13 protein-coding genes are annotated in these 12,563 nt (G+C 66.4%); 11 read left to right on the plus strand and 2 right to left on the minus strand.

All coding sequences use genetic code 11. The annotated features are described in order from the left end of the window. Positions 1–148: 148 nt before the first annotated feature. Genes C0J29_RS23300 through C0J29_RS23335 form a run of 8 tightly spaced genes read left to right on the plus strand, consistent with a single transcriptional unit; the run spans position 149 to position 6,845 of the window. Positions 149–1,324: a cytochrome P450 gene (locus C0J29_RS23300; protein ID WP_120793681.1), complete on the plus strand. Its 1,176-nt coding sequence runs from the start codon at positions 149–151 to the stop codon at positions 1,322–1,324. A 4-nt stretch (positions 1,325–1,328) separates the two neighbouring features. Then, on the plus strand, positions 1,329–2,531 hold the full coding sequence (locus tag C0J29_RS23305) for an acyl-CoA dehydrogenase family protein (protein WP_120793682.1): 1,203 nt from the start codon (positions 1,329–1,331) through the stop codon (positions 2,529–2,531). Continuing rightward, a complete protein-coding gene (locus C0J29_RS23310) occupies positions 2,528–3,070 on the plus strand; it encodes an FAS1-like dehydratase domain-containing protein (RefSeq protein WP_065050100.1) in 543 nt (180 codons plus the stop codon). The genes C0J29_RS23305 and C0J29_RS23310 overlap by 4 nt, the downstream gene beginning before the upstream one ends. Next, a complete protein-coding gene (locus tag C0J29_RS23315) occupies positions 3,070–3,477 on the plus strand; it encodes a Zn-ribbon domain-containing OB-fold protein (protein ID WP_120793683.1) in 408 nt (135 codons plus the stop codon). Before C0J29_RS23310 ends, C0J29_RS23315 begins: the two co-directional genes overlap by 1 nt. A 2-nt stretch (positions 3,478–3,479) precedes the next feature. Continuing rightward, a complete protein-coding gene (locus tag C0J29_RS23320; protein WP_120793684.1) occupies positions 3,480–4,595 on the plus strand; it encodes an acyl-CoA dehydrogenase family protein in 1,116 nt (371 codons plus the stop codon). Beyond that, positions 4,592–5,044 (plus strand): MaoC family dehydratase, encoded by a 453-nt coding sequence (locus C0J29_RS23325; RefSeq protein WP_120793685.1) that lies wholly within the window; start codon positions 4,592–4,594, stop codon positions 5,042–5,044. Before C0J29_RS23320 ends, C0J29_RS23325 begins: the two co-directional genes overlap by 4 nt. Next, complete coding sequence (locus C0J29_RS23330; protein ID WP_120793686.1) at positions 5,044–6,213, plus strand: lipid-transfer protein; 1,170 nt, start codon at positions 5,044–5,046, stop codon at positions 6,211–6,213. Before C0J29_RS23325 ends, C0J29_RS23330 begins: the two co-directional genes overlap by 1 nt. 8 nt (positions 6,214–6,221) lie before the next feature. Then, the gene (locus C0J29_RS23335; RefSeq protein WP_065050090.1) at positions 6,222–6,845 is read left to right on the plus strand and encodes a TetR/AcrR family transcriptional regulator; all 624 of its coding nucleotides are present in this window, start codon (positions 6,222–6,224) and stop codon (positions 6,843–6,845) included. Between the two features lie 94 nt (positions 6,846–6,939). Here the strand turns inward: C0J29_RS23335 and C0J29_RS23340 are convergent, their stop codons facing one another. Beyond that, the gene (locus C0J29_RS23340) at positions 6,940–7,902 is read right to left on the minus strand and encodes a proline dehydrogenase family protein (protein WP_120793687.1); all 963 of its coding nucleotides are present in this window, start codon (positions 7,900–7,902) and stop codon (positions 6,940–6,942) included. Continuing rightward, positions 7,902–9,533, minus strand: a complete 1,632-nt coding sequence (gene pruA / locus C0J29_RS23345) for an L-glutamate gamma-semialdehyde dehydrogenase (RefSeq protein WP_120793688.1) — start codon at positions 9,531–9,533, stop codon at positions 7,902–7,904. The genes C0J29_RS23340 and pruA overlap by 1 nt, the downstream gene beginning before the upstream one ends. Before the next feature lie 82 nt (positions 9,534–9,615). On the opposite strand from pruA, the gene C0J29_RS23350 reads away from it, so the two are divergent. The 3 genes from C0J29_RS23350 to stf0 all read left to right on the plus strand — a co-directional run bounded on the left by C0J29_RS23350 (position 9,616) and on the right by stf0 (position 12,551). Further along, complete coding sequence (locus C0J29_RS23350; RefSeq protein ID WP_120793689.1) at positions 9,616–11,229, plus strand: PucR family transcriptional regulator; 1,614 nt, start codon at positions 9,616–9,618, stop codon at positions 11,227–11,229. 52 nt (positions 11,230–11,281) lie between these two features. Continuing rightward, positions 11,282–11,665, plus strand: a complete 384-nt coding sequence (locus C0J29_RS23355) for a DUF4190 domain-containing protein (protein WP_065162817.1) — start codon at positions 11,282–11,284, stop codon at positions 11,663–11,665. Positions 11,666–11,747: 82 nt separating this feature from the next. Next, positions 11,748–12,551 (plus strand): trehalose 2-sulfotransferase, encoded by an 804-nt coding sequence (stf0, locus tag C0J29_RS23360; protein ID WP_120794925.1) that lies wholly within the window; start codon positions 11,748–11,750, stop codon positions 12,549–12,551. Positions 12,552–12,563 lie beyond the last annotated feature (12 nt).

Genomic DNA, 12,563 nt, shown 5'->3' on the forward strand with positions numbered 1-12,563 from the left:
CCCGCCACGACTCGCGGTCAATCATCCGGGCGATGAATTACGCGGTATTTCAATGCGTTGACGGTGTGTTGACATCGGTACGCGTCCCAGAGTAGACACGATCCACAGGACACTTCATAGCAATGTGTCGGATGGCAGGAGGCTCGCCGTGCTCACCGATGCTCCGCTGCACTCCCCCGATTTCTATGCCGGTGACCCTTATCCGGCGTACCGGGAGCTGCGCGCGACCTCGCCCGTGCACTGGAACGACGTCACCAAGTTCTGGGCCCTGCTGAAGTATGAGGACATCCGTTACGTCTCGAGCAACCCGGCGTTGTTCACCTCGACCAAGGGCATCTCGATACCGGATCCGAACGTGCCGAATCCGGTGCAGGAGGGCAACCTCATCTTCACGGACCCGCCGCGACACCGGCAGATGCGCAAGCTGATCAACTCGGGATTCACCCGGCGGCGCGTCGCGGTACTCGAACCGAAGATCCGCGAAATTGTGCGCGGCATCCTGGATCAGGTGGAACCCGGCTCCGTGCACGAGTTCGCCGAAGAGCTCGCGGCCCCGCTGCCCACCCGGATGATCGCCGAGCTGATCGGCGCCCCGGCAGAGGACTGGGAGCAATTCCGCGCCTGGTCGGATGCCGCCACCGGCACGGCTGATCCCGAGATCGAACTTGACGCCTTCGTGGCCATCGGTCAGCTGTTCGAATACTTTCAGAAGCTCATCGCCGTACGCCGGGTCGAACCGCGCGATGACCTGCTGTCGGTACTGGCCGAAGCCGAGATCGACGAACACCGACTCACCGACGAAGACCTGCTGAATTTCTCGTTCCTGCTCCTCGTCGCCGGAAACGAAACCACCCGCAACCTGATCGCCCTGGGCACCCTCGCGTTGATCGGGCACCCCGACCAATGCCGATTGCTGATCGAGGATCCGACGCTGATTCCCGGCGCGGTGGAGGAGATGCTGCGCTGGACCAGCCCGGTGGTCAGCATGTCGCGGGTGGCGACCGCCGATACCGAGATTCGCGGCCAGGCGATCCGCGAGGGCGAGGTGGTCACCATGCTCTACGGGTCGGCCAACCGCGACGAAGACGTCTTCGGCGCCGACTCCGAGGACTTCAAGGTGACGCGTCACCCCAACCCGCACATCGCGTTCGGGTGCGGCGAACACTCCTGCATCGGAGCGCAATTGGCGCGGCTGGAAGCGACGGTGTTCTTCCAGGAGTTGCTGACCCGGTTTCCCCGGCTCGAACTGGTCGGCGACGTCGACCGGATGAAGGCCACCATGGTGCCCGGGGTCAAGCGGATGCCCGTTCGGCTGGGGGTTTGAGCCGGTGCACCTCGAGTACACCCCCGAACAGGAGCAGTTGCGCGCGGAGATGCGCGCCACTCTGGAACGGGTGATGACGCCCGAACGCCTGGCGGCCATCGGCGACAACATCGAGGGCGGTCCCGCGGTGCGCGACACCGTCCGCGCGCTGGCGCAGGCCGATCTGCTCGGGGTCGGGTGGCCCAAAGAATATGGCGGACGCGGCTTTTCGGCGATCGAGCAATTCATCTTCTCCGAAGAGGCCCGCCGGGTGGGCGCGCCGATCCCGCTGGTGACGCTCAACACGGTGGGCCCGACGCTGATGCAGCAAGGTACCGAGGAACAGAAACAACGGTTCCTGCCGGCCATCCTGGACGGCAGCGTCGAGTTCGCCATCGGCTATTCCGAACCGGGAGCCGGCAGCGATCTCGCGTCGATCCGCACCACCGCCGTCCGCGACGGTGACGAGTACGTGATCAACGGCCAGAAGATGTTCACCAGCGGCGCCGCCTATGCCGACTACATCTGGCTCGCGGTCCGCACCGACCCGAATGTCAAGAAGCATAAAGGCATTTCGATCCTCATCGTGCCCACTTCGTCGCCGGGATTCTCCTGGCAACCCTTGCACACCATGCCCGGCATCTCCACCTTCTACACGTTCTACGACAACGTCCGGGTCCCGGTCAGCGCCCTCGTCGGCGAAGAGAACCAAGGGTGGCAGCTGATCACCACCCAGCTCAACTTCGAACGCGCCGCGCTGGGCAACCTCGGCGCGCTGGAGCCGCTGTTCGAAAAGACCCTGCGGTGGGCCACCGACACCGAACTCGACGGAGCCAGGGTGATCGACCAGCCCTGGGTGCAACAGGCATTGGCCCGGGTCGAAGCCCAGGTCGCCGCCTACAAACTGGTCAACCTGCGGGTGAACGCGGCCATGACCAAGGGTGTGCTGAATATGGGGGAGGCATCGGCGGCCAAAGTGTTCGGCACCGAGCTCACCCAGCAGGTCGCGCGGCAACTGCTGGAAGTGTTGGACGGCAACGGCATTCGTCGCGGCGCCCAGGCACCGCTGCGGGGTGCGCTGGAATCCGCGTACCGGCAGGCGGTCATCAACACGTTCGGTGGCGGCGCCAATGAAATTCAGCGTGACATCATCGCCATGGCCGGCCTGGGTATGCCGCGGGCCCCGCGTGATCTTCGAGCAACCGAGAAGTCAGGAGGAACTCAGTGACAGACGCTGAGCTACAAGCCAAGGTGCGGGCCCTGGTCGGCCAGCCCACTGGCGGCACCGGTAAGCCTCAGCTGGCGCCCGATCCGGTCAATCAGCCGATGATCCGGCACTGGGCGTATGCGCTCGCTGACTTCAATCCGGTCTACCTCGACCCGGATTTCGCGGCGACGTCGCGGTTCGGTGGCATCGTGTCGCCGCCGGTCATGCTGCAGACCTGGATCATGCCTTCCCCGAAGCTGGAGGGGATCGGGGATCGTGGCGGCGCCCCGATGGAGATCAAGTCCAATCCAACGGCTTTCCTGGACGAGGCCGGTTACACCAGCACGGTGGCCACCAACTCCGAATTCGAGATCGAACGTTATCCGCGGTTGGGCGACGTGATCAGTTCTACGGCGGTGTACGAGTCGGTCTCCGACGAGAAGACGACGGCGCTGGGCACCGGCTTCTTCCTCACCTGGCTGACCACCTACACCGACCAGCACGGTGAAGTGCTGGGACGGCAGCGCTTCCGGGTCCTCCGATTCAAGCCGGCCAACTGATGGCCACCCGTCTGCCGCCGACGATCAGCGCGGACACCGAGTTCTTCTGGAACGGGTTGCGGGACAACAAGTTGCTGATCCAGCGCTGCAAAGGCTGCGGCACCCTGCGCCACCCGCCGCGGCCGATGTGTCCGCACTGCCGCTCGCTGGAATGGGAGGCGGTCGAGTCGTCCGGCCGCGGCATCGTCTACAGCTATGTGATGCCGCACGAGCCCAAATTCCCGTTCTTCGAGTACCCCTACGTGGTCGCGCTGGTGGAACTCGAGGAGGGCATCCGGGTGGTGTCCAACCTGACCGACATCGATCCCGCCGACGTCACCGTCGGCATGCCCGTCGAGGTCTACTTCCAGAGTTTCGACGCGGCGGGCGAAGACCTGGTGCTGCACCAGTTCCGGCCGAGCGGCTAGCCATGGACTTCACCTTCACCGAAGAACAGGAAACGATCGCCAAGCTCGCCCGCGAGTTGTTCGAGCGTCGCGCCACCCCGGACCGGTTGGCCGAACTGGAAACCGGCGTCCGCTACGACGAGGCGCTTTGGAAGGAGCTGGCCGCCGTCGACCTGCTCGGCACCGCGCTGCCGGAATCTGTGGGCGGCAACGGCGGCGGCTTCGTGGAACTCGGGGTGCTGCTGGCCGAGGTCGGGTGGGGCGTGGCGGCGGTGCCGGCCTATGCGACCCTGGCGCTCGGTGCTGATCCCATTGCGCGGCTTGGCAATCCGGAGCAGCAGCACAGGTACCTCCCCGGCGTGGTGACCGGAGACCTTATCCTCACCGCGGGGCTGGCCGAACCAGGCCGCTCCGATCCGCGGTCTCCCGCCACCACCGCGCGGCGCGATGGCACGAATTGGCGCCTGGACGGCGCGAAGGAACTGGTGCCCGCCGCACAACTGGCCGACATCCTGCTGATTCCGGCCACGACAGAGGACGGCGAGGCAGCGATCTTCCTACTGGCGGCCGAGGCCGACGGTGTCGACATACGTCCGGTGCCGACCACCAGCCGCGAGCCACACGCCGACGTATTCCTGGCCGGCGCAGCGGTTTCCGGGCAGGACCGGCTCGATGGTGACATCGGGTCGCTCTACACCCGCGCCCTGGTCGCCCTGTGCGCCATTCAGCTCGGCGTCGTCGACCGGGCCCTGCACATCGCCGCCGGCTATACCAGCGAACGTGAGCAGTTCGGCCGGCCGATCGGCAGTTTTCAGGCCGTGCAGCAACGGATGGCCGACGCCTTCATCGATGTCGAGGCGATCCGGTGGACCACCTGGCATGCGGCGTGGCTCCTCGCCAACGGGCGTCCGGCCGACCGTGCGGCCCGGATCGCCAAATTCTGGGCGGCCGAAGCAGGCGCCCGGGTGGCCGCCACCGCCCAGCATGTGCACGGCGGCATCGGGATCGACACCACGTATCCCCTGCACCGCTATTTCCTGTGGGCCAAACACAACGAGCTCACCCTCGGCCCGGCGTCCCAGCAGCTTGCCCACCTGGGCGCGACGTATGGCGCGACGTATTCGGAAGGACCCGCATGACCACCACCGACAGCCGCACCAGCACTCTGAGATGGCAGGACATTTCCGAGGGCGACGAAGTCACCCCGATGGAAATCCCCATCACCACAACGATGATCGTCGCCGGCGCGATCGCCTCCCGGGACTTCATGCCCGTGCATCACGACCGCGACTACGCCAATAAGCAGGGGTCGCCGAACCTGTTCATGAACATCCTGACCAGCAACGGCTACTGCGTGCGGTTCCTCACCGACTGGGCCGGACCCGAGGCGATGGTCAAGAAGTTGTCGATTCGCCTTGGCGTGCCGTGCTTTCCGGATGACGCGCTGCGCTTCACCGGGACGGTGACCGGGAAAACCGAAGGGGCGGATGGCGAGAACTTCGTCGAAGTGACGTTCCAGGCCGCCAACAGCCTGGGCAACCACGTCTCCGGAACCGCGGTGGTCAGCCTGCTCGACGGGGCCGCCTGATGAGCAGTACTTTGCCGGGCGCGGCCGCCATCGTAGGAATCGGCCAGACCGAGTTCTCCAAGGAATCCGGGCGCAGCGAAATGCAATTGGCGTGCGAAGCGGTCAGCGCCGCGCTCGACGACGCCGGGCTGGCACCCAGCGATGTCGACGGCATGGTCACCTTCACCATGGACTCGAGCGACGAGATCGACATCGCCCGCAACGTCGGCATCGGCGACCTCAGCTTCTTCAGCCGCGTCCACCACGGCGGCGGCGCGGCGGCGGGCACCGTCGTCCATGCCGCGATGGCCGTCGCCACCGGCGTCGCCGACGTGGTGGTGTGCTGGCGTGCCTTCAACGAGCGCTCGGGTTTCCGCTTCGGCGGCAGCGGACGCACCGACCTCGGGACTCCGTTGTTCATGGCGCATTACGCGCCGTTCGGATTGCTCACCCCGGCGGCGTGGGTGGCGATGCACGCACAGCGGTACATGTCTACCTACGGGGTCACCAACGAGGACTTCGGCCGCATCGCTGTAGTCGACCGGGCGCACGCCGCCCGCAACCCCGACGCGTGGTTCTATGAACGCCCGATCACCCTTGAGGACCACCAGAATTCGCGCTGGATCATCGAACCGGTGCTGCGCCTGCTGGACTGCTGCCAGGAGAGCGACGGCGGCGTCGCGATGGTGATCACCAGTGCCGAACGCGCAAAGGACCTGCGCCAGCCACCGGCCGTCATCACCGCTGCGGCGCAGGGCGCCGCCGCCAACGGCGAGATGATGACGAGTTACTACCGGAACGACATCACCGGACTCCCCGAGATGGGCGTCGTCGCCGAGCGGCTATGGCGCGATTCGGGTCTCAAACCGGCCGACATCCAAACCGCCTTCATCTACGACCATTTCACCCCGTTCGTGTTCACCCAACTGGAAGAACTCGGCTTCTGCGGCCGCGGCGAGGCCAAGGATTTCGCCACCATCGAAAGGCTCTCACTGGGTGGGGAATTCCCGATCAACACCAACGGCGGACTGCTCGGCGAGGCGTACATCCACGGCATGAACGGCATCACCGAAGGCGTTCGGCAGATCCGCGGCACCTCCTACAACCAGGTGCAGAATGTCGAACACGTGCTCGTCACCTCAGGTACCGGGGTGCCCACCAGCGGCCTGATCCTCGCCGGCGCCGACTAGGTGCGGTCATGACCCAGGCGAGCACTTCGGCTCCGGGGACCGATACCCGGGAGGTCATTCTCGACGCCGCATACGCCTGTTTCCGCAAGCAAGGGTTGCTCAAGACGACGATCGTGGACATCGCCAGGGAGGCCAATATCTCCCGCAGCACGATCTACGAGTATTTCCGGGACAAGGGCGCCATCCTGGAAGCCTGCGCCGAGCACGCCTCGGAGCAGTTCTACCGGGAGATGTCGCGGGCGATGGCCCGCGGCGGATCGTTGGAGGAAAAGCTCTCCAACGCAGCGGTGTTCGTCACCCAGGCCCGGCGCGCCATCGCCTCCGAGGAGTACTTCGACGAAGACGCGATCAGCCTGCTGCTGACCAAGGACGCGGCCGTGCTACTGCGCGAATGCATCGACTTCTTCGCGCCGTACTTCTCGGCCGCCAAGCTCACCGGGGAAGTGCGCAAGGATCTCGACGTCGAGTCGGCCGGTGAATGGTTCGCGCGAATTCTGTTCTCGCTGTTCAGCACCGCGTCGCCGATACGTGACATGGACGATCCCGGCGTGGTCGCTGAATTCGTCAGCGCGTTCGCGGTGCGCGGCTTCGCCGGTGACCGGCCGGTGCGCGGGTCGCTGCGAGCCCGCTGAAAGTGCTCGGCCGAGTGTGCGCACACTGCTTTCAGAGTGCGACCACTTGAGTCAGATCGCGCGTGCGGTAGCCGCACACTCGACAATGGCGTCCTCAACGCGCCGACAGCGCCCGTAGGAAGAAGCCCAGGTTCGCCGGCCGCTCGGCCAACCGCCGCATGAAGTAGCCGTACCACTGGGTGCCGAACGGCACATAGACCCGCACCTGGTTGCCGGCGGAAACCAACCGCCGCTGTTCGTCATCCCGGATCCCGTACAGCATCTGGTATTCGAAATCGTCGCCGTCACGGCCTGATTCGCGAGCCAAACCGGCTACCGCATCGATGATCGCCGGGTCATGTGAGGCCACCATCGGATACCCGCGGCCGGCCATAAGCACCCGCAGACATCGCAGATAGGAGTCGGTGACATCGGCGGCAGCCCGATAGGCCACCGAAGCCGGTTCGTCATACGCGCCCTTGCACAACCGGATCCGTGCTCCCACCGACGCCAACTCAGCGCAGTCACCATGTGTGCGTCGTAGATAGGCCTGCAACACCGTCCCCAGCCAGGGAAAGTCGACCCGCAGGTCACCCGAGATCGACAGCGTCGAATCGGTGGTGGTGTGATCCTCGGCGTCCACGGTGACCCACGCGCCGACCGCCTCGGCCCGCTCGCAGATGGTGCGGGCATTGTCCAGCGCGATCTTCTGGCCGTCGCGGTCCAGCGACTGCCCCAGCGCCGACAGTTTGAGCGACACCTCCAGTGGGCGTACCCCGTCGAACGCGCAGTCGTCGCGGCGTCCCAGCGCGTCGAGCAGATCGAGGTAAGCCTGCACGGTGGCCGCGGCGTCGTCGGCGTCGACGACGTTTTCGCCCAGGCAATCAATGCTGATGAAGCGGCCGGAATCACGCAGCGCGGCAACCACTTCCAGTACACCGCCCAACGTGTCCCCGGGCACGAACCGGCGCACCACCCGTCGCGTCAAGGCGGAGCGTTCCACGGCACGCCGCAACCCGTCGGCCCGGCTCGCCGCCAACATCGCCGGGCGCAGCGTGTGCGCGAATACTCCGGCCATCAGCCTGCCGCCATGTGCGGATAGGTGTGGTCGGTCGCCGGGACGAAGGTCTCCTTGATCGTGCGCGCCGACGTCCAGCGCATCAGGTTCATCGGCGAGCCCGCCTTGTCGTTGGTGCCGGAGCCACGTGAACCGCCGAACGGCTGGCGTCCCACGACGGCACCGGTCGGCTTGTCGTTGACGTAGAAGTTGCCCGCGGCGTATCGCAACCGGCGCTGTGCGGTCAGCACGGCTTGCCGGTCGTCGGCTATCACCGCGCCGGTCAACGCATAGCGCGAACCGGTGTCGATCACATCGAGTATCCGGTCGTACTGGTCGTCGGGGTACACATGCACCGCCAGCAACGGCCCGAAGTACTCGGTGGCGAACGCCTCGTCACTCGGGTCGTCGGACAGCAGCACGGTAGGTCGCACGAAATAGCCTTCGCTGTCGTCATATTCGCCGCCCACGGCGATCGTGACACCCGCGGCGCCCTTGGCCCGCTCGATGGCGTCGACGTTCTTGGTGAACGCGCGCCGGTCGATCAGGGCGCCCCCGAAGTTGGACAGGTCGGTGACGTCGCCGTAACTGAGCCCGGCGACCGTTCCCAGAAAGTCGTCACCCATTCGTTGCCAGACCGAATGGGCGATGAACGCCCGCGACGCCGCCGAGCACTTCTGGCCCTGGTAGTCGAACGCGCCGCGAATGAGCGCTGTAGTCAACACATCCGGCCGCGCCGAGGCGTGTGCGAGCACGAAATCCTTACCGCCCGTCTCCCCCACCAGACGCGGATAACTTTGGTATTGGCCGATATTCGCGCCGACCTGCTGCCACAAGTGCTGGAACGTCGCCGTCGATCCGGTGAAGTGGATGCCGGCCAACCGCGGATCGCGCAGCGCCACATCCGATACCGCCAGGCCGTCCCCGGTCAGCAAGTTAATCACGCCGGGCGGCAAGCCGGCCGCCTCGAGCAATTGCAGGGTCAGGTAGGCCGACAGCGTTTGGGTGATCGACGGCTTCCACACCACGGTGTTGCCCATCAGCGCCGGAGCCGTCGGCAGATTGGCGGCGATCGATGTGAAGTTGAACGGGGTGATCGCATACACGAAGCCGTCCAGCGGACGGTAGTCGCTGCGGTTCCACTCCCCCGGCCCGCTGATCGGCTGCTGAGCCAGGATCTGACGGGCGAACGCGACATTGAACCGCCAGAAGTCGATCTGCTCACACGGCGCATCGATCTCGGCCTGATACACCGACTTGGACTGACCCAGCATGGTGGCAGCGGCGATCTTCTCCCGCCACGGCCCGGCCAGCAGGTCGGCCGCCCGCAGGAACACCGCGGCGCGTTCGTCGAACGGCGTTTCCGCCCATGCGGCCCTGGCGGCACTGGCCGCCTCGATCGCGGCAACCGCGTCGGCGTGTCCGGCGTTGGTCAGTGTCCCCAACGTGGCGGCATGCCGATGCGGCTGTACCACCTCGATCCGCTCACCGTCGCCCATCCGGTGCTTCCCCGCGATCACGTGCGGCAGGTCGATGGGGTGGTCGGCCAGGGCCGTCAGTGCGGCGCGCAACCGAGTGCGTTCCGGCGAGTTCGGCGGGTAGTCGTGAACCGGCTCGTTGGCCGGCTGGGGTACCTGGGTGATCGCGTCCATTCCGTCAGGATCCCCGCGCGGAGTCGACGATCGGTTGGCTGATCGGACAACATCTATCGGGCGCGGTAGTAGAATCCGACAAATGACGGGCATTGGGCTCGGGCAGCTGCTCCTCGCGCTGGACGCGACGATGGTCAGCCTGGTGCAGGCGCCCCGCGGCCTGGATCTCCCCGTCTCCTCGGCCGCGTTGATCGACTCCGATGATGTGCGGCTGGGCCTGGCACGGGCCGCCGGTTCGGCCGACGTGTTCTTCTTCGTCGGGGTGACCGACGAAGACGCGGTGCGCTGGATCGGCAACCAGGTCGGCGTTCCGGTGGCGGTCTTCGTCAAGCAGCCCTCCGATGCGTTGGTGGCCAAGGCTGCACGGGCCGGTGCGGCGGTGGTGGCGGTGGAGCCCCAGGCTCGGTGGGAGCGGGTATATCAGCTGGTCAACCATGTCCTGGAGCACCACCGGGACCGTGCCGACTCCCAGGAGGACTCCGGCACCGATCTGTTCGGGTTGGCCCAGTCCCTGGCCGACCGCATCCACGGGATGGTCAGCATTGAAGACGCCCAGTCACATGTACTGGCCTATTCGGCCTCCAGTGACGAGGCCGACGAATTGCGGCGGCTCTCGATCCTGGGCCGCGCCGGGCCACCCGAACACCTGCAGTGGATCGGCCAATGGGGCATCTTCGACGCATTGCGGGCCGGCGGCGAAGTGATACGCGTCGACGAGCGTCCCGAGCTGGGACTACGTCCGCGACTGGCCATCGGCATCCATCGATCGCGCCCGCCGACTTTCGCCGGCACCATCTGGGTACAGCAGGGTTCGCAGCCACTGGCCGACGATGCCGAGGAGATGTTGCGCGGCGCCGCGGTGCTGGCCGCCCGGATCATGGCCCGGCTGGCGGCCCGGCCGTCCCCGCATGTCCGGCAGGTGCAGCAACTCCTCGGACTGGGCCAGGGCGACCCGGGCGACGTATCCGAGTGCGCGCGCGATCTCGGCTTGTCGATCGACGGAACAGGCGCGGTGATCGGTTGGGACACCATCGGCGACACGGACCGCCAGGCCCGCATAACCGACGTTGTTGCGTTGAGCGCCAGCGCTTTTCGGCACGACGCCCAGGTGGCATCGAACGGTACACGCAGCTACGTGTTGCTTCCGCAGATCTCCAAGACCCGGCCGGTCGCCTCCTGGGTGCGCGGCACGATCGGTGCGCTACGCACGGAGTTGAACGTCGAGTTGCGGGCGGCCATCGCCGCGCCGGTCCACGGCCTGGCCGCCGTCGCCGCGGCCCGCGCCGAAGTGGACCGGGTGCTGGACAGCGCCGAGCGCCATCCGGTCTCATTCGGCCAGGTGACGTCGCTGGCCGAGGCGCGGACCACGGTGCTGCTCGACGAGGTCGTCACCCTGATCGGGGCCGACGAGCGGCTGGTCGACCCGCGGGTACGCGAGCTCAAGACGCGGGATCCGATGCTGGCGGAGACGCTGAGCGCCTACCTGGACTGCTTCGGCGACATCGCCGCCGCGGCGAGCTGGCTGCAGGTGCATCCCAACACGGTCCGCTACCGGGTCCGCCGAATCGAACGGCTGATGTCCACCTCACTGGCCGATCCCGATGTGCGACTGGTCTTTTCGCTGAGCCTGCGGGCCATCGAGCGGCCCGCCGAGTCCGCGGCGGGAACAGTATTCCGAAATCGGCACGCGGAGTAGAGTTTGTGGCGCTGCGCCAGTGCACGCTGGTCGCGAACCGTGTGGAGGCCCTGTGACGGAACAACCGCCGAACTATCCGCCACCGCAATATCCTCCGCCGGTGCCGGGCAGCTACGGCGCATACGGTTATCCCCCGCCGCCCTACGCGCCGCCCAGGACGAACGCGCTGGCCATCGCGTCATTCGTCGCCGCGATCGCGGGGTTCTTCACCTGCGGCCTCGGAAACATTCTCGGGTTGATCTTCGGCGTGGTCGGGCTGGGTCAGATCAAACGGACCGGCGAAGGCGGCCGCGGCCTCGCGATCGCCGGCATCGTGGTCAGCGCGTTGACACTGGCATTCCTGGTCGCTGCCTTCATCTTCGGGTCGACCTACCGGCATGAACATGAAGAAGACAACTACAGTTCCCTGCGCACCTTGGTCAGCGCCCCGGCGTAGCCCGCGCCCCCGCAATAGTTATTATCAGGCTGAAGGTAACTGCAAGTGTTGCACCGCATTTGCGTGCGGTTAGGCTGCGTTGGTGGCCGATCATCCGTCGTCGTATCTGGTGCTGGCATCCCAGCGCAGCGGCAGCACGCTGCTGGTCGAATCGCTGCGTGCGACCGGCGTGGCCGGCGAGCCTCAGGAGTTCTTCCAATACCTGCCTACCACCAGCCAGTCTCCGCAGCCCCGTGAGTGGTTCGCCGGGGTCGAGGACGAGTCGATCCTGAAGTTGCTGGACCCGTTGGACGAGGGCAAGCCCGACCTCGCGCCGGCCGAGATCTGGCGGGACTACATCCGCACCGTCGGTCGCACACCGAACGGGGTCTGGGGCGGCAAGCTGATGTGGAATCAGACGCCGCTGCTGCTGGACCGGGTGGCGGGCCTGAAGGAGCGATCGGGCGACGGCCTGCTGGCCGGTATTCGCGACGTGGTCGGTGAGGATCCGCTGCTCATCCACATCCACCGTCCCGACGTCGTGTCCCAAGCGGTGTCGTTCTGGCGAGCCGTGCAGACCCGGGTCTGGCGCGGCAGGCCGGACCCGGTGCGCGACGCACGTGCCACCTACCATGCCGGCGCTATCGCGCACGTAGTGCGCATGCTGCAGGCACAGGAGGAGGGCTGGAAGAACTGGTTCGCCGAGGAGAATGTCACACCCATCGAGATCTCCTATCCGGTGTTGTGGCGCAACCTGACTGAAGTGGTCGGCGACATTCTCGAGCGGCTGGGCCTGGACCGCCGACTGGCCCCCGAGCCGGTGCTGCAGCGCCAGGCCGATCAGCGTTCCGACGAGTGGGTGGACCGCTATCGCGCGGACGCCGAAAGAGAGGGACTCCCAACGTGACCCGAGCCGACG

The sequence above is a fragment of the Mycobacterium paragordonae genome (assembly GCF_003614435.1).
Classification (GTDB): Bacteria; Actinomycetota; Actinomycetes; order Mycobacteriales; family Mycobacteriaceae; genus Mycobacterium; species Mycobacterium paragordonae.